Source organism: Pantoea sp. M_10 (assembly GCF_008631515.1).
GTDB classification, from domain to species: Bacteria; Pseudomonadota; Gammaproteobacteria; order Enterobacterales; family Enterobacteriaceae; genus Pantoea; species Pantoea anthophila.
This window is the reverse complement of sequence record NZ_VWUL01000002.1, coordinates 578,228-600,510: the sequence shown is the minus strand read 5'-3', so window position 1 is coordinate 600,510 and position 22,283 is coordinate 578,228. Positions and strand designations below refer to the sequence as shown.

Genomic DNA, 22,283 nt, shown 5'->3' with positions numbered 1-22,283 from the left:
CCTTCCCGATTCGTATTCAGTTTACCCCCCGCATCGGGAAAAAGTGGTCGTCAAATCTGGGTCATTTCAGTTCGATTGTGGAGTGATCGCCAAATGCCCCCCTTAACGACACGAAAACCCGCAGCCTCAAACCTTCTTGTAAAGCCTCTGATTGGTCTGTAGCTGCGTGTCCATCCAGACGGTTCACGTCTTTGGTATCCCAAATACCGTATCAACGGTAAAGCATCCCGTCCTGGCTTAAGTGCTTACCCTGTTATGTCGCTGGCTGGTGCCCGACAGCAACGCGAGGGGATCCGTAAGTTACTGGCTCGGAACATTAATCCCGCTCAACAACGCATTTTCGGCCACGGAATAACTACGTTCGATTATCTGGCGGACAGCCTCTTCTTAATTCGGGAGTAAAACGCGGTGTACCCATAGATTTCTTCAGTGCTCAAACTACAGGGCAGATTTGTCTACGGCTCGGGGCGCTCCAGTCTTGTCCATTTCTCAAATGCCAAAACTTTTGGTTATTAATAGGGAAAGGTTTACTCACGTCGGGCGCAGAGAGGTGTTAACGTCGCACCATATTGATTTGCTGCGTCACGAATGCGCTGCGGAAATACTCGCGCAGCGCCGCCATCGCCGGGGTTAAGTGGGCGTCATGACGCCATGCCAGGCCGACGCTCATCGGGTGCACATGGTTCACCAGCGAACGGGTCTCAATGCGCCGCCCTTCCAGCGACCACGGGCGATAAACCAGGTCCGATAAGATAGCAATCCCCGAACCATTAGCCACCATGCTGCGCACCGCCTCGACCGAACTGGTGCGCAGGATGACGCTCGGGCTGGCTCCGGCCTCTTCCCAGTAGCGCATGGCACTGTCTGCGGCTTCATCCACCGTGAGCATAATGAAAGGTTCCCCGGCCACATCCTCCAGCGTCACGTGCGATTTTTCACATAACGGATGCCGCGATGGCAGCCACAAGCGGCGCGTAGAATTAAACAGGGTTTCGGCATAAATCGACTGATGGCGTAAATTGCCAGTCAGCACCAGTGCCATATCCAGCTTCTGGTCAACCAATCCTTGTTCAATATCCTGCCGCTCATACTCAAACAACTGGATATCAATGTGCGGGTAATCCTGCGCCAGCCGTTGCAGATGGAACGGCAGAAAATAGCCAATCACCGTGTAACTTGCCGCCAGGCGCAGCGTGCCTCGCACACCCGTGTCATTAACCGGCATACTACGCACGGCATTATCCACGGTCTGTAACACGGTATAGGCATGGTTAAGAAAATGGTTCCCGTAGTCGGTCAGCATCATGCCGTGCACCGAGCGGGTAAACAGCTTCTTGCCCAATAGCTGCTCCAGCTCCTGAATCGCCCCGGTGACCGCCGACTGAGAAATATTGAGATGCAAGGCCGCCAGCGAGATCTGCCCCATTTCGGCGGTGGCAACAAAATAACGAACCTGGCGTAATGTCAGCATCTCTGCCCCTCTTTTTATTTAAGCAAAATGTTTGCCCATGAGCGTTCTGTTTTTCTGATATCAGACTATCTAAAAATAATACTTTTCGGATACAAATAAATCTTCATATAGTGAATTGACGTCCCCAACGGAAATAAGAAATTATTATGATGAAAACGGTCGATATCAACTCCGATATAGGAGAAAGTTTTGGCTCATGGATAATTGGCGATGATGTTGATAATGAACTTATGACGATAATCAGCTCCGACAATATTGCCACCGGGTTTCACGCTGGTGATCCCAGTATTATGCGAAAAACTGTCGAGTCGGCCAGAAAAAATGGCGTAGCCATTGGCGCACATCCGGGATTTAATGATTTACAAGGATTTGGTCGCCGCCATTTATCTATTCCGATGGACGAACTGGTTAACGACATTATTTACCAACTGGGTGCATTGCGGGAATTCGCACGTTTATACTCCTTGCCATTACAGCATATTAAACCGCACGGCGCGTTATATATGCACCTGGCGCGGGATGAAACGGCAGCGCAATGTTTTGTTGCCGCCCTGCATCAACTCGACGCCGGCCTCTATCTTTACTGCATGGCGGGCTCCGCCGTCTGGCAGGCAGCGCAGCGGCTGGAGCATCCGGTAGTCACCGAGTTTTACGCCGACAGAGAGTATGACGATCAAGGGCTTATTGTCTTCACCCGCAGTACCGGACGTCTTAATGTGCAGGCGATCACCGAGAAAGTGTTAATGGCCTGTCTGGAGGGGAAAGTCAAAACCGTTACCGGCAATACCATCCCGATTCGTTTCGATTCTATTTGTATCCACAGTGATACGCCCGGCGCACTGGAAATTATCAGCTCGGTAAAAATGGCGCTCATTAATGCAGGTATAAACGTCTGCTCACCGGGTATGGTTTAATCATTCCCGCTTATCTGGAGAGAAATACGATGTCTGATATTGAAATTTTTTCGCCATTGCCAGGTATTTTTTACCGGCAACCCTCACCGGAGGCTGCACCTTTTGTTAAGGATGGCGATAAAGTCGAACCCGATACCATTATTGGTTTAATTGAAGTGATGAAGCAGTTCAGTGAAATATTCGCCGAGACTCGCGGCATAATAAGCGCCATCACCATACAAAATGGTGATGCCGTCGAACCCGGACAGGTGATCGCCATAATAAAAACCGATAACGAATAATCACTGCGGAGGATTTATGACGGGGAAAATAAAAAAATTATTGGTCGCTAACCGTGGGGAAATAGCGGTGCGTATTATTCGTGCTGCGCAAACACTGGGGATCCCAACGGTGGCGGCATGCAGCGAGGCGGACAGCGAAAGCCTTGCGGCAAAACTGGCCGATGAGGTGTGCATTATCGGCCCGGCACCTGCCGCGCGCAGTTATCTCAACATTAATGCCTTACTGGATGCCGCCGCGCAAACCGGTGCAAATGCGATCCACCCTGGCTACGGTTTTCTGTCGGAAAATGCCCAGTTCGCCGAGCGGGTTGAACAGGCCGGGTATATTTTCGTCGGCCCCGACGCGCAAACCATTCGCGTGATGGGCGATAAAGCCGCAGCCCGCCGCACAGCAGCAGAAGCCGGTGTGCCGGTCGTTCCCGGCTCCCGGGTGCTGGAAACGGTACAGGCAGCGCAAGTTCGCGCCAGCCAGATCGGTTATCCCTGCCTGATTAAAGCCGCAGCCGGTGGCGGTGGTCGTGGTATCCGCGTGGTAGAAAATGATGAGGCACTGGCGCGGGAATTCCCCGTTGCCCAGAGCGAATCGAAAGCCGCTTTTGGCTCAAGCGCAGTCTATCTCGAGCGTTTTATCGCCCGCGCCCGTCATGTTGAAGTGCAGATCCTCGGCGATGGCGAGCGGGTGATCCACCTGTTCGACCGCGAGTGCTCGTTACAGCGCCGTCGGCAGAAAATCTTTGAGGAAGCGCCCTCGCCTGCCCTGAGTCCTGCCCAGCGGGCCGCGCTCTGCGACAGCGCAGTGCAACTGGCGCGGCACCTACGCTACCGCGGGGCAGGCACGCTGGAATACCTGTTTGATGAAACGCGCGGCGAGTTCTGGTTCATTGAAATGAATACCCGTATCCAGGTGGAACACCCGGTAACCGAGATGGTAACGGGCATCGATCTGGTGCAGTGGATGTTACGCATTGCCAACGGTGAACCGCTAACGTTGGCGCAGTCGGATGTGCACCTGAGCGGCAGCGCTTGCGAAATGCGCATTAACGCCGAAGACCCCGACAAGAACTTCTTCCCTTGCCCTGGCCGGATAGACGCAGTGGTGTGGCCGGGTGGCGAAGGGATCCGTGTCGACAGCCATGTCTTCAGCGGTTACAGCGTTCCCCCGTGGTATGACTCCTTGCTGGCGAAGGTAATTGCCTGGGGCCCCGATCGCGCCGACGCGCTGGCCCGCGCCCGCCAGGCACTCGGCGGGCTTGAACTACGTGGCATCAAAACCACCGCCCCGCTGCATCAATGGCTGCTGCAACACCCGCAATTGCAGGCGGGAGAATTTACCACCACCACCCTTGAGCAGTGGCTGGCGGAGCGCGACAGTGCAGCCACGCCGCCGCTACAGGAGAGGCGCTATGGCCAATAATCCGATTCGCTACTCGTTTGGCGGAGATGAGCATCTTTTTGCCGAAATTGACCAGTCAATGTCGTTAAATGCTTTTTTCCACGGCCTGACACTGACACGGGCACTGGAGGCATGCCAGCTCCCCGGTGTGCTGGATATTTGCCTGGCGAACGCCTCTTTCCAGGTACGCTTTAACCCGGACGTGCTGGCACCGCAAACGCTGCTCGACAAGTTGCAGGCGCTGGAAGCCGATAGCGAAGCCGACGCAACGCTGGCGACACGCATTATTGAGGTGCCGGTGCTGTACAACGATCCGTGGACACACGAGACGTTAATGCGTTTTCGCGATCGCCATCAGGCACCGGAAGGCAGCGACCTCGACTATGCCGCACACATCAACGGTTATGCGGATAAAGACGACTTTATTGCCGCGCACAGCGGTACGCCGTGGTTCGTGTCGATGGTGGGTTTTGTCGCCGGATTGCCGTTTATGTACCAGATGGTCGGGCATGACAAACAGCTCCAGGTACCGAAATACCTGCGCCCGCGTACCGATACGCCCGGGTTATCCCTCGGTCATGGCGGCTGCTTCGGCTGTATCTACTCGGTGCGTGGCGCTGGCGGTTATCAGCTGTTTGGTATCACGCCAATGCCGATCTATGATCCGGCGCAACGTCTGCCGTATCTGCAAAGCGAAATGGTGTTCTTCAAAGCGGGCGACATTGTGCAGTTCCGCGCCATCGATCATCAGACTTATGACGACATCAGCGAACAGGTGAAAAAAGGCATATTTTCCCCGCGCATTCGCGATGTGACATTTGTGCTTGCAGACTTTGTCGCCGATCCGCAGGGCTATCCTCAGTTATTGAAAAGGGGGTTGTATGACCATCAATGTGATTAAGCCTGGCCTTGCCACCACGGTACAGGATGCAGGGCGTGAAGGCTATTACCACCTGGGCATTCCCCCCTCCGGCGCATTGGATCCGTATTCAATGCAGATGGCGAACCTGCTGGTGGGTAACGCAGCCGATGATGCGGTGCTGGAGATGACGCTGCTCGGCCCGGAGTTACATTTTTCCACCGATGCGCTGATCGCGGTGTGCGGCGCGGCGATGACGCCGATCGTTGACAATCAACCTGCTGCTGCGCACAGCGCGCTGTATATCCACGCCGGGCAACATCTGCGCTTTGCCCCGGCCCGCCAGGGATGCCGTGGCTATCTGGCGATTGCTGGCGGCCTTGATGTGCCGCGCGTCCTGGGAAGCGGCTCGACCTATACGCTGGGGGCGCTGGGGGGCTTTCAGGGGCGGCGACTGGCAGCGGATGATGTGTTGAACGTGCATCCAGTAAACGCAGATCGCTTCCGCCGCGAGGGGAACACTGTTCCTGAGGCATTACTGCCGGTGCTGGAGAAATCCGTCACTCTGCGACTGGTACCGGGCCTCTATATCCACCGACTGACGGATGCCGCGGTCGATACCTTCTTTGCCGACGACTGGTATGTCAGTACCGAAGCCGACCGCACGGGCTACCGTCTGAAAGGCGGGCAGCCGCTGGCGTTTAACCCACGGACGCCACCGTTTGGCGCAGGCTCTGATCCCTCCAATATTGTCGATGCCTGCTACCCCATTGGTTCCGTTCAGGCACCGGGTGGGCTTGAGCCAATTGTCCTGCTGCGCGATGCGGTGGGCATTGCATTCACTGCCTGACAGTCTGATTGCGCTCTTACTCCTTCCAAAATCTTGCGCTTTGCCATTTGAACTGCTGCTATTTGTACTGTATAGTACAGTACAAATATCTATCCAGACCGGAAGAATAAAATGGTAGCTGACGAAAGAACCTCCGCTCCTAAGCACAGAACTGCCAGAGGAGCCCAACGTGTCCGTGACCTGACTGAGGCCGCCGCCGAGTTGTTCCTTGAACGGGGCTTTGATGCAGTCGCTGTTGATGACTTGATTGCGCGTGTTGGTGGATCACGAAGCACCATTTACAGCCACTTTGGAGGAAAAGAAGGTCTTTTCAGGCATGCAATGATCGACCTCTGTACCGAGGTTGCCAGGCCGCTGGAGCAACTGAACATCGCGGACGGAGAGCCAGGCGAGGTGCTGCCAGTTCTTGGCCGGCAACTACTGAGATCTGCCCTGTCTTCACGCACCCTTGCGTTGCATCGACTTCTGGTCAATGAAGGCCGGCGCTTTCCGGACGTTGCCAGAGCTATGTGGGACGTCAGCTACGGTAAAGCCATCCAAATTCTTTCAGTCTGGATTGCCGCTCAACAGCAGCCGGGAAAAGGATTAGGCCGCGACGTCCCCGCCAAAGCGCTGGCGGAACATTTTGTCAGTCTGGTGGCCGCTAACACCAAGCTTCAGGCTGCGTCTGGACTTCGATCACCAACATTGACTGATGCTGAAATCGAGGAAATCGTTGGTCATGCTGTACAAATTTTTCTTCATGGCGCAGCGGGTGGGCAAACGGACGAAGACAGTAAGAAATGAAACATTTTTTTAACCACGTAGCAACCAGCAAGAAGAATGGAGGTAGAAATGTATGAATACTCAAAGTAGTCAGTCCGGAAAAGAGCAGGCTAATACGAATGCGGCCAATGTAAAAGTTGCCAGCCCGGAAAAAAAACACTGGGCACAACCGAGTTTCTTTAACGACAACGTGCTGCTCGATGCGCTGATCAAGCACATCCTGGGCCTGATGCCCTATGGCATGACCGACTTCGGCGAGGTCATGGACGTGGTGCACCAGCTCAGGGGCAGCGACGAAGAGACCTGGGTCAGTGCCTGGGCCGCGCTGGCGACCCGGCTGCAAGACAGGGCCGAAGATGCGGACAGAAATAACAGGTCTGTCACCGCGGCCAGTGCCTACCTTCGCGCTTCGACGTACTGGCGCTGCGCGTTGCTTTATTTCAGCGACTTCGGGGACAAGCGTATGAAGGAGTACGCAGTCGCCAGCGCATCGTGCTACGAGCGACACATCTCTCTGTCCGGCTATCCCGCCGAACGCATCGAAATCCCCTACGAAGGCAGCTTCCTTCCCGGCTATTTCTACAGATCACCTCATGCTGACGAGAAAGCCCCGCTACTCATCGTCACACCGGGCCGGGATACCTGGGCCGAGGACACCCGGTGGGTTTGCGAAGGTGCGCTTCAGCGGGGCATTCACTGCCTGACCTACGATGGCCCTGGCCAGGGGTTCGCGCTGCGTCTGAACAACCTGACCTTCCGCCCCGACTGGGAGAAGGTTGTCAGCCCGCTGATTGACTTCGCGCTGGAGAAGTTTACGGAGATAGACGCCTCCAATATCGCGCTGATGGGCCTGAGCTTCGGTGGCTATCTGGTGCCTCGCGTGGCTGCGTTCGACAAACGTATCAAGCTCTGCATCACTGATCCGGGCAACATCAGTTGGGGACGTCAAATCATCGCGCAGCTGGAGCGTTTCGCCGACCGGCCGCTGGCCGAGCTTCCTGATCAGTTACGGAATCTGGTGAGTGATTACGCCTGGAAGCATGGCGTGCCCAACTCGATCAAAGATGTAGTGCAGGCCCTCCAGCCCTATGACAACTCAGCCATCCTGGACCAGGTGACCTGTGAAACGCTGGTGCTGGATGGAACCGGCGAGGTCTTCCACGGTGCCAGGCCGTTCTTCGACGCCTTGAATTGCCCCAAGGAGTATCTGTTGTTCGATGAGTCTTCGACGGCGCAGTCGCACTGCCAGATAGGAGGCTATGCCACGGCCACCGAATTCATCTTCGACCGGATTGCAGACCGGCTTGGGCGCGGGTAAATCGCGCGTCTCGCTGAACCTTGTGGTCTTCTCAAATTTTCCCAGGAGCATGACATGGACTCATCCGCTACCCCCTCCCCTGAATTCCGTCTCGGCGGGGATCTGTCGATCAACCGGCTCGGCTTTGGCGCCATGCGCCTGCCTTGCAATGGTTTCCGCGGTCCGGCTCGCGATCCGGAGACCGGCCGCGCGGTGCTGCGCCGCGTGGTTGAACTTGGCGTCAACCTGATCGACACGGCCGATTTCTACCAAAGCTCCGATGGTGTAGTACGAGCCAATGCGCTCATTCGTGAAGCGCTGCATCCCTATCCTTCAAATTTGGTGATTGCAACCAAGGTCGGTGTTGTATTCAACCCGGATGGCAGCCACCGGCCCGCCACGGGCGGAGACATGCGTAAGCTTGTCGAGGAGAACCTGGCAAGCCTCGGCGTGAACCGCCTCGACCTGGTGTACCTGCGCATCGGTGAGATGACGGTACCGCACGGCGAGTCGCTTGCAGAGCGCTTCGGGGCGTTGGCCGCACTTCGCGAAGAAGGCCTGATTCGCCACCTCGGCATCAGCAATGTCGATATCGGGCATTTCAATGAGGCCCGCGCCATCGCTCCGGTCGTGGCCGTGCAGAACAACTTTCACTTCGCCCGGCGCGAGGATCGGAGCCTGTTGCAGACCTGCGAAGAATCCGGCATCGCCTTCTGCCCGTTTTTCCCGCTTGGCGGAGGTGTGGGCGAGATCGACGACGGGCGGCTTACCCGAGTGGCAAAGCGGCACGGTGCCACGCCTGTTCAGGCCGCGCTGGCCTGGTTACTGGCGTCCTCACCGGCCATGCTGGCAATCCCTGGCACAGGGTCGGTCAGGCATCTTGAAGAGAATGTCGCCGCTGGCGGCATCCGGCTCACTGAAGAAGATCATGCCGAACTCGCGTGAAGCGGTTTGCCGCACGATACCGGGCCACCCGAGGCACCGTTTTATACTGATCGCAGCGACCCTTGTTACAGCGGGCATATTGACCGGCTGCGCCAGCGTAAAACTGAGCGCCCCGCCCGCTGCAGCAGTGAGCTTCGAGGACTATCGACGCGAAACAATCCAACATATACAGGCTGGTCGCCATTTTCAGCTTGCCGACCACGATGCCGAACTGACGTGGAATACACCTCAGGAGTGGCGACCCGCGTCGTCGGAGAAAGGAAGTTATCCCCGCAAAGGGATCCTGCTCGTGCATGGCCTGGGCGACTCGCCGTGGTCATTCCGGGACCTTGGCCAGCCGCTGGCAATGCAAGGGTTTCTCGTGCGAACGGTGCTTCTCCCCGGACACGGAACCCGCCCCGAGGATCTGTTGCAAACCACAGCAGAGCAATGGCAGCAGGTCGTGTGGGAACAGGCCAACGCACTGCAGAAGGATGTCGAAGGACCAGTCTACCTGGGGGGCTTCTCCACGGGCGCCAATCTGGCTCTCGACTACGCTTACTCCCATCCAGAAATCGCAGGGCTGGTGCTGTTTTCGCCAGGGTTCAAGAGCATGCCATTCGACTGGCTTGCGCCACTGGCAGCCCGTATCAGGCCCTGGCTCATCACACCGGACGGCAACGTTCCGATGCAGAATGCCGTCAAATACTTCAATGTACCGGCCAACGGTTTCGCACAATTCTACCGGACCAGCGCCAACGCGCGCCGGCTATTGCGAGAGCGGGCCTATGACAGGCCGGTATTCATGGCGGTCGCCGGGCATGACTCGGTGCTGGATACTGGTTATCTGCTCGACGTTTTCCAGCGGCGCTTCACACACCCGGACAGCCGCCTGATCTGGTACGGCAAGGCACCGGACAGTCTGGTGGATATGCAACGCGTTCTAGTTCGTCCCGACAGGCTCCCCGCATGGCGCATCAGTCAGTTTTCGCACATGAGCCTGACATTTGCCCCGGCCAACCCCGTGTATGGCGAAGGCGGAATTATTCGTATCTGCCTGAATGGCTTTAGTGCAAAAGACACGCAGGCCTGCGAGCAAGGCGTACCGGTCTGGTATTCGGACTGGGGCCACCGTGAGCAGGGAAAAGTCCACGCGCGGCTGACTTTCAATCCCTATTTCAACTGGCAGAACTCGGTTATGGCGACCGTTCTGGGCAGGTCGCAGACAGCTGATGCCTCTGCCGAAAGGCCGGCGGCTGCCAGCGTCAAAGACATCGACATCAATACTCCGCCGCGCGACGCGGTGACGTTCTAAATCCCATTGTCATTACGAGGCATCCATGAAGAGAGTCCAGTTCAGCCGCTACGGCGGCCCCGAAGAAATGTCGCTTGCAGAATATTCGCTGCCAGCCCTTGAACCCCGGCGAGTCCGCGTGCGCGTAAAGGCCGCAGCAATCAACCCGCTCGACTGGAAGATTCGCCGTGGCGTCATGAAGTTCGTTACTGGCAACCGGTTTCCCCAGGGCATGGGCTCTGACTTTGCAGGCATTGTCGACGAGGTTGGCACCGCCGTGACAGACGTCCGGGTTGGCGATGAGGTGTTCGGCACGGTAGAAATCAAAAGGCAGGGTGCGTTTGCCGAGGTCGTCGATGCTGACGCGAGGCTGGTTGCCCCCAAGCCCGCCGCGCTGTCATTCAGTGAAGCTGCGTGCTTACCCATTCCATTCGCCACCGCCTGGGCGGCCATTGTGGGCGCAGCGCGTGCTGGCAGCGAGTCGCGGATATTCATTCACGGCTGCAGCGGCGCGGTCGGCAGCAGTGCTGTGCAACTGGCTCAGGCCTGTGGAGCACAGGTTTCCGGCGCCTGCGGCGAAGCCTCGCTGGCAAGCGTGGAGCTGGCCGGTGTCCGCCCGGCCTTTACCTACCCGGACAAAACGTCCTTCGCCGCTTATGGCCCGTACGACGCGGTGTTCGACACGCTCGGCACGCTCGACGTCGCCGAGGGTCTGGCGATGCTGAAGTCCGGGGGACGCTTCATCGACATTAATCCGACACCTGGCAGAATGCTGCGCGGCTTTATTTCAGGGCGCTACCGGATGGTGTTCGCAACAGGGGGATTCAGGAACCTGCGGGAGATAGCCCGACTGGCCTGTGAAGGCAAAATCCATGTATCCATTGGACTGGAAGCGCCGTTCACCGACGCGCTGACTGTCATCAGGAACGCAGAACTCGGCCGGCGGCCTGCCGGGCGGATTGTGCTGATCATGTAATCAGCGACGGACCTGTCTCAGGAACCCGGCAATGGCAGAAAACGGCCATTGCCGAACATGATATCAACTGAAACTCAGTGGCGATCATGACGGGACATGGCGACTCTGGTTAAACAAGATTGTTCATGTATAGCTATGCCACAGCAATATCGCATGGACTGAAGCAACGAAACGACTCCAGCCTAGCCCGGGCGGCAAGGTACACGGATCGCCAGTGGTGCACGAGAATACGGGTTTTACAGCGACACAGGTATCAGTGCCTCCTGCTTTGCCGTGACGAAGGAGCCGGGCAGCATGTTGCCGGTGGTGACCTGTGCTCCATCGCTCTGGATTTGGACTTTGCGATGAGAAGGTCAGACCGAGAACAATAGTTACTGTCCCCCGCCGTTGCTGACATAAGCCCGAAGGAACGCATCGACCGCTGTTGCTACAGCTTCCTTTGGCGTAAACCAGGGTTGAGCACCAAATAACAACGGTTCAATAAATCCGATTTCGAGCAAACCCTTTAGATGCGCCGCGGCAACGCGGGCGTCTACCGGACGAATCACACCATTCTCCTGCTGACGGGCAATATAGTTTGTCATATGTTCCCACGCCCGCCCGGCCCCCATCTCGTAGAGCGTGGCTCCCAGCGTAGAACTTGCGCCTTCGGCAATGGCAGCTCGCATGATGGCAAGCGTATCTGCAGAAGTCAGCAAAGCAAGCAGGGCCTCACCAAAACGCCGAAGTGCCAGTGAAACATCCGGCTCGGACAGATCAAGCAGTCCCATAATCTCATCTGCTTGTTCTTCCATCACTGCCATCATGGCAGCAGCGAATAACGCTTCCTTGGATTTGAAGTAGCCATACAGGGTGCCTTTCGATCCTCCGATCCGCGCTGAGATCATCGCCATGCTGGCGCGCGCATAACCGACATCGCGAAATACCTCGATTGCCACATCAAGGATCGCCTTACGCCGATCGTCTGTCTTTACTCTCATTCGAAACCTCACTTTTTCATACAGCACTGTACGATTTTGCATTGACACCTGCAAGAACATATATCTAAAATGACCGTACAGTATGGTTATGTAGGGCATGTTATGGGGTCATCAAATTTCCAATGGCGGACCACGGCGTCGGGAGGTGTCACCGCCTTTGTGGTTGTGCTCATGCTAAGCAGCTGTGCTCCCCTGCCACAAAAAAATGACGTGGTGCCTGCAGGACCAGAAAGCTTCGCGAGTGCTACAAGCTTTTCCGCACCCGGGAGGGCCTGGCCCTCGGATCGCTGGTGGGAAGAATTTGGCGACGCCCAGCTCAATGCACTGATCACCGAGGGGTTGAAGGGAGCGACCGATTTGCGCGTGGCTTCAGCACGTTTTGCCCGTGCCGAAGCACTGGTTCAGGAGACCCGGAGCAGGTTGCTTCCCGCCATCACAGCAAATGGTGAGGTCGGATCGACCAAGCAAAGCTACAACTATCTTTCCCCGGCAAGTGGGCTGCCCGAGGGCTGGCGTGATTATGGTCAGACAACCCTCAATCTTACCTGGGAGCTCGACTTCTGGGGCCGCAACCGGGCGGCATTAGCAGCAGCGCGTTCACAAGCCGAAGCAACAGGTGCCGAAGCTGCGGCCACTCGTCTGGCTGTGTCAGCAGGCATCGCCAGCGCCTACGGAGATCTGGCCGGAGATTACGCCGAACATGATGCCGCCGAACATGCTATTAAAGTGCGTAAGCGCACACTGGAACTGATAGAGGGTCGTAATAAGCAAGGGCTGGAAAATAAAGGTGCGGTTGAGCGCGCCCGTTCAGCACTCGCCACAGCTCAGGGCGATCTGGCTGAACAGAATGAATCCCTCTCCCTCACTCGTCACCGGATTGCAGCACTGATTGGGGCTGGCCCTGATCGCGGACTGACTATAGCGCGTCCGGGCGCGACCATTACTGGCAGCTTCGGCCTGCCAGCCAATCTACCGGCCGAATTAATCGGACGACGCCCTGACATCATTGCCGCACGGCTCCGGGCAGAAGCTGCTGCGAGCCAGATCAAGGAAGCCAGGGCGGCCTTCTATCCAAACGTCAATCTGACAGGTCTGATTGGCCTGCAGGCTCTCGGCATCGGAAATGTGTTTGAGTCAGGGTCCGATTTTGGAACAGTCGGCCCGGCCATCAGCTTGCCGATCTTCGACGGCGCGCGTTTGCGCGGACAGTACCGTGCCGCCGAAGCCGATTACCGGGTGGCCGTCGCCCAATATGACGGCGCATTAACGCAGGCGCTGCGAGATGTGGCTGATGCAGCCACAAGCACACGCGCGCTGGACCTGCGGCTTGAACACGCACAGGAAGCAGAGCGCTCTGCCAGTGCCGCATGGTTCGTTGCCAGCAATCGTTATCGCGGCGGCCTTGCGACCTATCTTGATGTGCTGGCTGCCGAAGACGCCCTCATCAGCACCCGCCGCACGGTCGCGTCTCTGAAAAGCCGCGCCCTTGTCCTCAAGATCGCCCTCATCCGTGCGCTCGGTGGCGGCTATCGCGCATAAAGGAAATCCGAGCCATGTCTGAATCCACCAATACCATTGAACAAGATGTTCCCGTTGCCAACAATACTGCTGCGGATAGCAGAGCGCAAAACGCCAGGCGAAAGCGGCTATTTCTGGCCCTGCTGGCGAGCGTCGCTACGCTCGGGGGTGGCTATTACGCATATGATCTTTTCGTCGCATCCCGCCATGCTGAAACCGACAATGCCTACGTCGGGGCTAATATCGCTCAGGTGACCCCTCTGATTGGGGGGCCTGTGCGCGAAGTCCTGGTGGATGATGCGCTGCACGTGAAACAGGGGGATGTTCTCGTTCGACTGGACGATACGGATGCCAGGATAGCGCTAAAGCGCGCCGAAGCTGAGCTGGCGTTGACTGAACGCCGCGTGCGCGGTCTTATCGCCACGGATGGCGGTCTTGACGCGCAAATAGCGGCACGGGCTGCCGACGAAGTGCGCGCCCAGGCGCAGGTCTCTTCTGCACAGGCTGATCTTGCCAGAGCGAAAATCGATCTTGACCGCCGCAACGCCCTGGCTGAGTCGGGCTCCGTCTCAGGCGAAGAGTTGACCACAGCGCGCAATGCCTACAGCACTGCGCTCGCCAGTCTGAGAGTTGCTGAAGCAGCCCGTACGCAGGCCGCGGCCAATCGTGCCACTGCCATCGGGAGCCGTGACGCCAACCGGGCACTTATAGACAAGAGTACACCTGACACCAATCCCGAGGTGCTGGCAGCACGTGCTGCACGGGAGCAGGCTCAGGTCGACCTCGAACGCACCATTCTTCGTGCACCCGTTGATGGGATCATCTCCCGTCGCCAGGTGCAGGTTGGTCAGCGTGTGCAGCCTGGCGCAATGCTGATGGTCGTGGTCCCGATCCACGCCAGCTATGTGGACGCCAACTTCAAGGAGGGTCAACTCAGGAAGGTTAAGCCAGGCCAGTCGGTTAAGCTCACCTCAGACCTCTACGGTAATAGCGTTAAGTATGACGGCAAAGTCGTCGGTTTCTCCGGCGGTACCGGCTCGGCCTTTTCTGTAGTGCCGGCGCAAAACGCAACCGGCAACTGGATCAAGGTCGTCCAGCGCCTGCCAGTAAGGATTGCACTCGATCCCCAACAGCTTGCAGAGCATCCTCTTCGTGTCGGTCTGTCTATGACCGCCGATATCGACGTCTCCAACTGATTGTGAGGAACCAGACGATAATGGTTGATTCCATCTCTCAGCATGAAAATCCAGCCGCCCGGTCATTAAGGGGCGGGAAACTCATCCTCGCCGCTATCCTGATCGGGCTGGGCAATTTTTTGGTCGTGCTGGATACCACTATCGCCAACGTCTCGATCCCCCATATCGCCGGCGGGTTAGGGGTCTCGTCCAGCCAGGCAAGCTGGGTTATCACCTCCTACGCAGTGGCCGAAGCGATCACTGTGCCGCTTACCGGGTGGCTCATGCGCCGCTTCGGTGGTTATCGTGTGTTCATTACCTCTTATCTGGCCTTCGGCGTGCTCTCGCTAGTGTGTGGCCTGTCGGGCACGCTTGGCATGCTCGTCGCCGGGCGCATATTCCTGGGTTTGGCCGGTGGCACGATCATTCCCCTTTCGCAGACCCTTCTGCTGCGTATCTTCCCACCTGAGAAGGCGACAATCGCGACAATCATATGGGCGATGACAACCACAGTCGCACCGATCGCCGGTCCCATTCTTGGCGGCACGATCTCCGATAACGTCGGGTGGGAGTGGATATTCTTCATCAATGTGCCAATTGCTGCCGCCGGTGGCCTAGGACTTCTGTACCTGATGCGAGGCCAGCAGGAAACGGTCACCCGGTCTCCGATTGATGTAGTGGGTCTTGGCCTGCTTATTGTGTGGGTCGGTGCGCTCCAAATCATGCTTGATGAAGGCCGCAACCATGACTGGTTCGCTGCAACAGAAATCCGCGTGCTTGCAGTGATTGCAGTAATCGGCTTTGTCGCCTTCCTGATGTGGGAACTGACCGAAAAGAATCCCATCGTTAATCTGCACGTGTTTCGCCATCGCGGCTTCGTTGCGGCTTCCATTACCTACTCGGTTGCGTTTGGTGCGTTCTTCGCCAGTATTGTTCTGATCCCGCTCTGGCTGCAGCAGAACATGGGCTACACCGCCACGTGGGCAGGATATGCCACCGGGATCATGGGGATTCTCGCAGTAATTAGTTCCCCCATCATCGGTCAGGTAGCGGCAAGGCTCGATCCACGGCTGATTGTATCGGTCGGATTGCTGGGACTTGGTGGCATATCTGCGTGGCGGGTGGGATTCACGCCGGATATTACCTTCATTCAGATGGCCTGGCCGATGCTGCTGACGGGCCCATTCCTGATGATGTTTTTCATCCCTGTAACCGGTCTGTGTATGGCGAGCGTCACAACAGCAGAACAGGCCGACGCGGCCGGGATCTCAAATTTCATGCGAACGCTCGCCGGCGCGTTTGCGACTTCAATAGTTCAGACCGGGTGGGCCAACGCGACACGTGAGAACCAGACTGAACTGGCAAGCGCGATGACTCAGGGACAAACCACCCTCGACAGCATGATGGCCAGTGGAATGTCGAGAGAGGTTGCCACATCTACGCTGAGCAGCATCGTTGAGGGCCAGAGCGTCATGCTCGCAACACTCAACATGTTCGCTGCGATTGCTTTCTGCTTCGCCTTCGCCGCCGCATTAATCTGGTTCTCTCCAAAACCAAAGGGACCCATCGACATGAGCGGCGGTCACTAAACAACAGGGCATAAAACCATGGCAAAGAAACTGAGTCTCTCCGCTAAACTCATCGTGTTTCCAGACCTCGTTGTCTGCGAGCACTGCGACAGGGTGTACCGGCGCATCGCGCTGGCCCCGGGCGAGGTTGCACGCTGCGAGCAATGTACTGCCATCCTCTATCGCGCCAACCGTCTGGATGTCGATCGTTGGCTGGCGCTGACCGTCGCCGCAGCAATCGTGTTCGTGATCGCCAACGTCTGCCCGGTCGTTCGCATCAGTATGCAGGGGTTGCACAACGAGACCACGCTCTGGCAGTCGACGGCGGCGCTCGCCTACGGACCTGGCGCTCCCATTGCAGTACCAACTGCAATATCAATCATCGTGGCACCACTTCTACAGATCACTCTGCTGGCCTGGGTGCTGGCTTTTGCCCGCACTGGTCGGCGTGCGCCAGGCTTCGCGCAGGCGATGCGGATGCTGGTCGCGTTGCGCCCCTGGAGCATGATTGAGGTCGGTCTGCTCGGCATTCTGGTGGCGGTCATCAAACTGTCAAGTTTCCTCCAGGTAGCACCCGGACCGGGGATCTGGGCCACGGCCGTGTTAGTGCTGCTGATTACGCTGATCGCGAGCCGCGATATCCACTGGCTGTGGGAGCTGACCGAATACAACCAGCAACGGCAGGCGGGCCGCACATGAATCTGCCTCCCCGCGCGTGCCACCTGGGTGTCATCGGCTGCCATATCTGTAGACTCGTTTGCCAGGACAAGCTCGACGAAACGAAGCACGTACACTGCCCTCGCTGCGGCGCATCACTGCATCGTCGGCGCCCCGACAGCATTGTGCGGGCCTGGGCCTTGTTGATCGCTGGCTTGATTTTCTACATTCCGGCCAACGTGCTGCCGGTTATGTATACCAGCCTACTCGGCAGTGGCAGCGGTAGCACCATCATGAACGGCGCTATCGAGTTCTGGAAATCCGGGTCTTATGGCATCGCTCTGGTGATTTTCATTGCCAGCGTGGCAGTTCCCTGCACCAAGTTTCTTGTCCTCACACTGCTGCTGATAACTTCACAACGACGCAGTAACTGGGCGAGACGCGAGCGAGCCAGACTCTACCGGCTCGTTGAGGTGATCGGCTACTGGTCAATGCTCGACGTACTGGTGGTGGCTGTAGTTGCCGCGCTGGTCAAGTTCCAGGGCCTGAGTGATATCGAGCCACGAGTTGGCATCTTCTTCTTTGGCGTGGTGGTGATCCTTACCATGCTCTCAGCTATGACCTTCGACCCCCGTCTGATATGGGATGATAAACCGGAATGAATAACGAACCCGAACATATCCACCAGCCCGGCAATCCTGCAGTGGCCCGCCGTCGCTGGCGTATTTCCCTGGTATGGCTGGTACCAGCCATCGCTGCACTGGTCGGGCTGTCAATGCTGGCGCATACCTGGCTGTCAGCTGGTCCTGAAATCACTATAGCTTTCCGTACAGCGGCAGGACTGGAGGCAGGCAAAACACCGGTCAAGTACAAGGACGTGACCGTGGGCACAGTAACGGCAATCACACTCAGCGACGACGGCTCGCACGTTGCCGCCACGGTCTCGTTGGCCAGGAGCGCGGAAAGTCTGACCCGCAGCGACACGCGGTTCTGGGTCGTGCGCCCGCGTATTGGCACCGGCGGTATATCAGGCATCGACACACTTCTCTCCGGCGCCTATATTGCGGCGGATGCTGGATCGGAACATGCATCCAGCAAAGTCTTTACTGGCCTTGAAACGCCGCCAACGGTTATTGGTGGTATGCCCGGAAAGTCATTTGTCCTGCATACCGAAGATCTGGGGTCGCTGGATGTTGGCTCGCCGGTCTACTTCCGGCGTATCCAGGTGGGCCGGGTAGCCTCCTACAAGCTTGATGATGATGGTAATCACGTCAGCCTGCAGGTCTTCATCGACAAACCCTACGACAGCTTTGTCACTACCGATACCCGATTCTGGAATGCCAGTGGGATGGATGTTTCGCTGGGTGCTGACGGACTCAAGCTCAAAACGCAATCCGTGGCCACAATTGTGGCGGGAGGAATTGCTTTCGCCGCCTCTGCACGCGGCAAAGATCACACGCAAAAGGCACCTGAAAATACCCAGTTCAGTCTTGCACCGGATCAAGCCAGCGCCATGGCTGAACCCGACGGGCCGGAGCAGTTCGTCCAGCTACGCTTCGACCAGGCACTACGCGGTTTATCTGTAGGTGCTCCGGTTCAATTCTCGGGGATGGATCTGGGCAGGGTGGTATCAATAAACCTCGACTACGATCCAAGTACGCTCCGATTCCCCACAACCGTTGGCATCGTGGTGTATCCACAACGTCTTGGGCGTCTGTTGGATAAATTGCCTGGTACAAATACAGAGCAACAAGCCGCTCAATTTCTGAGAGAACTGGTCGAACATGGCCTGCGCGCGCAGGCGAGATCAGGAAATCTGCTGACCGGACAGCTCTATGTTTCGCTGGAATTTGTTCCGGATGCACCGAAAAGAACCATAGACATATCGGCACGCCCACTAAGCGTTCCCACAATCAACGGCAGTTTCGATCAGTTGCAGGGGCAGGTGGCCAGCATCGTCGGCAAGATAGAGAAGATGCCCCTCGACTCAATCGGGCGAAACCTCGACAGCACATTAGCAGAACTTGACAAGACCCTTAAGCAAGTCAACAGCCAGACGTTACCGCAAACCACGCAGACCCTGCTGCAGGCCCGGCAGGCCTTTGGTGCGGCACAAGGTGTGCTGGCCGAAGATGCGCCATTACAGCAAAACCTGGGCCAGACGCTACAGGAAGTTCAGCGGGTATCTCGCTCACTACGGGTGCTGACAGACATGCTTGGCCGGCATCCTGAATCACTGTTGCGCGGACGCCCGGAATCTCCCTCGCCTCCTGCCACAGGAAAAGACAACACAGTAAGTCAACAGGAATCGCATCAATGAAAAGTTACCGTTTTTCTGGGCTTCTCGTGCCGGTCTTCTTTCTGAATGCCTGCGCGTCTCCGCCAGTACATTACTACTCACTTCTCGCACCGTCCGGGGAAACAATAACGACGAAGCCACCGGCCCCCTTCATGGTTGATGTATTGCCGGTCGGTATCCCGTCACAGAACGATCAGTCACAACTGGTCGTACGACAGGGCGCCGCTGGTGCCGTTGTCCTTGATAACGAGCGCTGGACTGGCCCGCTGGATGACGAAATTCGTAGTGCCTTATCGTCAGTACTGACGCATGAGTTGGCCACCCAGGATGTGGCCGGGCTGCCACAGACCTCTGCCAGGCCTGTACTCAGAATCAAACTCCAGTTGCGTCGGTTTGATGCCTGGCCCGGACAACGGGTTCAGCTTGATGCCGACTGGAGTTTGGGATTCGCGAATGAGGCGGGAAAGCCACGGCTGGTCTGCCGGGGCTATCTGGATGAGCCCGCGCCAGGAGGCTATCCGGAAATGGTTCAGGCCCAACAACGACTGGTCGCTGCGTTAGCCAGGAGGATAGCGACAGATGCACGAGCCTGGGCACATTCTCGTCAGGCAGCTTGCGTGGACCCACAGGAGTAACCCCGGGAGTATTGCGCGTCCTGCCCGTGATCGACGGAGGATGTGATCGGGAGTCCGACGATAGTAGATTGATAGACAGCATCCGCAATCGCGAGAGGGTGGACCTCGCCTTCTTGAACCACCTCCCCATAAACATTGAGGGTTGAATGACAATGGATACACCCAAGAACCTGACAAACGGTGCAACGCAGGTAGCGCCGGTGGGATCAATCGAAGCCTCTGAAGACCTGACTGGAATTCCAGGCACGCATTGGCTGATCGTGAGCGTGAGAGCGTTGGCACCCGATGGCGAAGGGCGACTGGATTTGGTGAACACATCCACGCATGCAATCCGTGCCCTTTATCCCTCTCCGGAGGCGCAGGTACGCTTCGACGCGCACACCTTTCACGGCCAGCCCGACCGGCCGCCAGAGCGCTTCAATCCACACGGACTCACCATTCGTCGTGGCGCGAACGGTGTCCACCAGCTCCTCGTCGTGCATCACGGCGTCCGCGAATCCGTGGAGATTTTCACTGTCGATACCCGTGACGTTCTGCCCCGCATCCACTGGCGGGGTTGCGTGCTTACACCGGGTTCTGTGACCGGCAACGGGGTCGCACCAATGCCCGACGGATTCGTGATGACGCAGACCACGCTGCCCATCCCCAAGAAGGGAGGTCGTGCGCTGAATTTCGAGGAAATCGAGGGTGGGCGCAGCATCGGTGAGGTGCTGGCCTGGAGTTCCCGTTCCGGATGGAGCAAGGTCGATACCGGAGGCGACCTGATGCCGAACGGAATCGAAACGTCGGCTGACGGAGAATGGCTCTACTACGCAGATTCTGTCCGCCAGACCTTTAACCGCTTTTCGTTCAGAGCCGGTGCCGCGAAGAAACATGTAATTCAAACCGGTTTCCACAGCGACAATGTACACTGGGCGCCGGACGGTAGTCTTTTGCTCGCGGGCCAGCAAGGCACCCTACGGGAAATCGTTGAGTATTTCTCCGGGAAGGAAGGTGCTGCGTGCGGGAATGCGCGCGTGCTACGCATTGACCCACAAACAATGAGCGTGCAGCCGCTGGTTGACTGCGCGGATTTTCCTCTGGCGAGCGGCGCAGTCGAAATTCAGGGCACCCTGTGGCTGGGACGCATCAGGGGGACAATCGGCCGGGTGGATTTACGTCAGGTGCATACCGCATTGCCAGACTAGCGTGGGACGCCAGGGCTTGCAGGATCCACCCAGGCTTCCGCCAAGAAAGCGTGGGGACCGGGCTGCCAGCGGAAATCGTCAAGGCCTTACTCATTTTCTGTCTGTACGACAATGCGCTGACTGCCCGGCGGGTATGAGATTAGTCATTCGGATAACGCCACACGTCCGCGGTTTCGCCAACGGCAAGAACCCGCTTTTCCGATGCGGGAAGTCCAAGGCGCTCCCACTCTGCTGCCAGGCGAACCGGCGGTTCGTCTAGCGGCTCGTAGGTCAGCTTGAAAGTCCCCCAGTGCATGGCGAAGAAGCACCCGGCACCAAGATCCCTGTAGGCCCGGGCAGCCTCCTCGGGGTTCATGTGCTGGCGGCGCATGAACCAGGACGGCTCATAGGCGCCGATGGGCAAAAGTGCAGCATCGATCACCGGGAAACGGCGGCCGATTTCCCGGAACCCGTCAAAGTAGCCCGTATCGCCCGAATGGTAGATGCAGGCGGAAGCTCCCTCGAGAATGAATCCGCCCCACAGCGTTTCGTTTACGTCGGTCAAGCCGCGACGGCTGTAGTGCTGGGCGGGCACGAAAGTCACCCTCACGGGGCCGATGTCGATGGACTGCCACCAGTCCAACTCGCTTGCGGAAATCCCTTTTTTTGCGAGGAACGACGCCATGCCCAGGCCGGCGATCACCGGGGCATCGACGCTCTTCACGGATGGAAGGTCGAGATGGTCGTAGTGGTTGTGACTGATCAGCACCGCGTCGATGGATGGCAGATCCTCGGGGCGCAGGCCAGCCGGAACATTCCGCCCCCCTGGCCCCAGGGCAAGCTCACCGAAGACCGGATCGACGAGGAACGACTTCCCTTCGATCTGCACCAGCCAGCTCGCATGCCCGATCCAGGTCAGGCGCGCGCCTTCACCCGTGCCCGGTGGAGTGGCGATCGCGACGAGATCGGGCACCACACACGGCACCGAAGCCTTTCTCGGTACACCACGGCCCCGGCCTGCAAGACTATCGACGACCAGCATCCGAAATGCCGGCACCACGGTGCCGGGAGCTTCGCTCCCGTCAAGATTCCTGAAACGTCTGGATTTGCCGAAAATTGCCATAGCCACCCCTTCCACATTGACGATGAGGATGAACGCCTATGGCATGAGTCGCTCGATGAACACACCAATCGGTGTTCCAGAAGACCTTCCCAATACGTTGCATCCCCCTCATTTCGAGTCGAATGCGATACCCGGCAA

At 57.6% G+C, this 22,283-nt stretch carries 21 protein-coding genes and 1 pseudogene; 19 read left to right on the top strand and 3 right to left on the bottom strand.

The features are described 5' to 3' along the window. Positions 1–101: 101 nt before the first annotated feature. Positions 102–339 (top strand): annotated as a pseudogene (locus F3I47_RS09625) (Arm DNA-binding domain-containing protein); the annotation flags it as partial. A 214-nt stretch (positions 340–553) separates the two neighbouring features. On the opposite strand, the gene F3I47_RS09620 reads toward F3I47_RS09625, so the two are convergent. Beyond that, positions 554–1,471, bottom strand: coding sequence for a LysR family transcriptional regulator (locus tag F3I47_RS09620; RefSeq protein ID WP_047955833.1), 918 nt, complete (start codon positions 1,469–1,471; stop codon positions 554–556). Positions 1,472–1,617: 146 nt separating this feature from the next. Here F3I47_RS09620 and F3I47_RS09615 point away from each other — a divergent pair, with 146 nt between their 5' ends. From F3I47_RS09615 to F3I47_RS09570, 10 genes are all read left to right on the top strand, one after another. Beyond that, positions 1,618–2,385 carry a 5-oxoprolinase subunit PxpA gene (locus F3I47_RS09615; RefSeq protein WP_200900453.1) on the top strand — a complete coding sequence of 256 codons (768 nt, stop codon included), beginning with the start codon at positions 1,618–1,620 and terminating at the stop codon, positions 2,383–2,385. Between the two features lie 29 nt (positions 2,386–2,414). After that, on the top strand, positions 2,415–2,666 hold the full coding sequence (locus F3I47_RS09610) for an acetyl-CoA carboxylase (RefSeq protein WP_047063028.1): 252 nt from the start codon (positions 2,415–2,417) through the stop codon (positions 2,664–2,666). Between the two features lie 16 nt (positions 2,667–2,682). Next, positions 2,683–4,080 carry an acetyl-CoA carboxylase biotin carboxylase subunit gene (locus tag F3I47_RS09605; protein ID WP_047955834.1) on the top strand — a complete coding sequence of 466 codons (1,398 nt, stop codon included), beginning with the start codon at positions 2,683–2,685 and terminating at the stop codon, positions 4,078–4,080. Next, the gene (locus F3I47_RS09600; protein WP_047063026.1) at positions 4,070–4,960 is read left to right on the top strand and encodes an allophanate hydrolase subunit 1; all 891 of its coding nucleotides are present in this window, start codon (positions 4,070–4,072) and stop codon (positions 4,958–4,960) included. The genes F3I47_RS09605 and F3I47_RS09600 overlap by 11 nt, the downstream gene beginning before the upstream one ends. Beyond that, positions 4,941–5,768, top strand: a complete 828-nt coding sequence (locus tag F3I47_RS09595) for a biotin-dependent carboxyltransferase family protein (protein ID WP_223812790.1) — start codon at positions 4,941–4,943, stop codon at positions 5,766–5,768. Before F3I47_RS09600 ends, F3I47_RS09595 begins: the two co-directional genes overlap by 20 nt. A gap of 111 nt (positions 5,769–5,879) precedes the next feature. Continuing rightward, positions 5,880–6,554 (top strand): TetR/AcrR family transcriptional regulator, encoded by a 675-nt coding sequence (locus tag F3I47_RS09590; RefSeq protein ID WP_047063024.1) that lies wholly within the window; start codon positions 5,880–5,882, stop codon positions 6,552–6,554. Positions 6,555–6,606: 52 nt separating this feature from the next. After that, positions 6,607–7,851 (top strand): S9 family peptidase, encoded by a 1,245-nt coding sequence (locus F3I47_RS09585; protein ID WP_080346974.1) that lies wholly within the window; start codon positions 6,607–6,609, stop codon positions 7,849–7,851. Positions 7,852–7,905: 54 nt separating this feature from the next. Then, a complete protein-coding gene (locus tag F3I47_RS09580) occupies positions 7,906–8,775 on the top strand; it encodes an aldo/keto reductase (RefSeq protein WP_047063023.1) in 870 nt (289 codons plus the stop codon). Further along, the gene (locus tag F3I47_RS09575; RefSeq protein WP_223812791.1) at positions 8,720–10,069 is read left to right on the top strand and encodes an alpha/beta fold hydrolase; all 1,350 of its coding nucleotides are present in this window, start codon (positions 8,720–8,722) and stop codon (positions 10,067–10,069) included. Before F3I47_RS09580 ends, F3I47_RS09575 begins: the two co-directional genes overlap by 56 nt. Positions 10,070–10,094: 25 nt before the next feature. Next, on the top strand, positions 10,095–11,024 hold the full coding sequence (locus F3I47_RS09570) for an NADP-dependent oxidoreductase (protein ID WP_047063021.1): 930 nt from the start codon (positions 10,095–10,097) through the stop codon (positions 11,022–11,024). 371 nt (positions 11,025–11,395) lie between these two features. Here F3I47_RS09570 and F3I47_RS09565 read toward each other — a convergent pair whose 3' ends face one another. Then, positions 11,396–12,046, bottom strand: a complete 651-nt coding sequence (locus F3I47_RS09565; RefSeq protein ID WP_052768068.1) for a TetR/AcrR family transcriptional regulator — start codon at positions 12,044–12,046, stop codon at positions 11,396–11,398. Positions 12,047–12,106: 60 nt separating this feature from the next. Between F3I47_RS09565 and F3I47_RS09560 the strand changes: the two genes are divergently transcribed. The 8 genes from F3I47_RS09560 to F3I47_RS09525 all read left to right on the top strand — a co-directional run bounded on the left by F3I47_RS09560 (position 12,107) and on the right by F3I47_RS09525 (position 21,043). Then, on the top strand, positions 12,107–13,543 hold the full coding sequence (locus F3I47_RS09560; protein WP_193067290.1) for an efflux transporter outer membrane subunit: 1,437 nt from the start codon (positions 12,107–12,109) through the stop codon (positions 13,541–13,543). A gap of 14 nt (positions 13,544–13,557) precedes the next feature. Further along, positions 13,558–14,718: an HlyD family efflux transporter periplasmic adaptor subunit gene (locus F3I47_RS09555; RefSeq protein WP_047063019.1), complete on the top strand. Its 1,161-nt coding sequence runs from the start codon at positions 13,558–13,560 to the stop codon at positions 14,716–14,718. Between the two features lie 20 nt (positions 14,719–14,738). After that, the gene (locus tag F3I47_RS09550; RefSeq protein WP_072208238.1) at positions 14,739–16,286 is read left to right on the top strand and encodes a DHA2 family efflux MFS transporter permease subunit; all 1,548 of its coding nucleotides are present in this window, start codon (positions 14,739–14,741) and stop codon (positions 16,284–16,286) included. Between the two features lie 18 nt (positions 16,287–16,304). Beyond that, positions 16,305–16,964, top strand: a complete 660-nt coding sequence (locus F3I47_RS09545) for a paraquat-inducible protein A (protein ID WP_047955835.1) — start codon at positions 16,305–16,307, stop codon at positions 16,962–16,964. Beyond that, positions 16,961–17,584 (top strand): paraquat-inducible protein A, encoded by a 624-nt coding sequence (locus F3I47_RS09540; protein ID WP_047063016.1) that lies wholly within the window; start codon positions 16,961–16,963, stop codon positions 17,582–17,584. Before F3I47_RS09545 ends, F3I47_RS09540 begins: the two co-directional genes overlap by 4 nt. Further along, positions 17,581–19,242, top strand: a complete 1,662-nt coding sequence (locus F3I47_RS09535) for an intermembrane transport protein PqiB (RefSeq protein ID WP_047955836.1) — start codon at positions 17,581–17,583, stop codon at positions 19,240–19,242. The genes F3I47_RS09540 and F3I47_RS09535 overlap by 4 nt, the downstream gene beginning before the upstream one ends. Then, complete coding sequence (locus tag F3I47_RS09530) at positions 19,239–19,856, top strand: membrane integrity-associated transporter subunit PqiC (RefSeq protein ID WP_047063014.1); 618 nt, start codon at positions 19,239–19,241, stop codon at positions 19,854–19,856. Before F3I47_RS09535 ends, F3I47_RS09530 begins: the two co-directional genes overlap by 4 nt. A 152-nt stretch (positions 19,857–20,008) precedes the next feature. Then, a complete protein-coding gene (locus F3I47_RS09525) occupies positions 20,009–21,043 on the top strand; it encodes a hypothetical protein (protein ID WP_047955837.1) in 1,035 nt (344 codons plus the stop codon). A gap of 139 nt (positions 21,044–21,182) precedes the next feature. On the opposite strand, the gene F3I47_RS09520 is transcribed toward F3I47_RS09525, so the two are convergent. Further along, positions 21,183–22,145 (bottom strand): MBL fold metallo-hydrolase, encoded by a 963-nt coding sequence (locus tag F3I47_RS09520; protein ID WP_047955838.1) that lies wholly within the window; start codon positions 22,143–22,145, stop codon positions 21,183–21,185. Between the last annotated feature and the right edge of the window lie 138 nt (positions 22,146–22,283).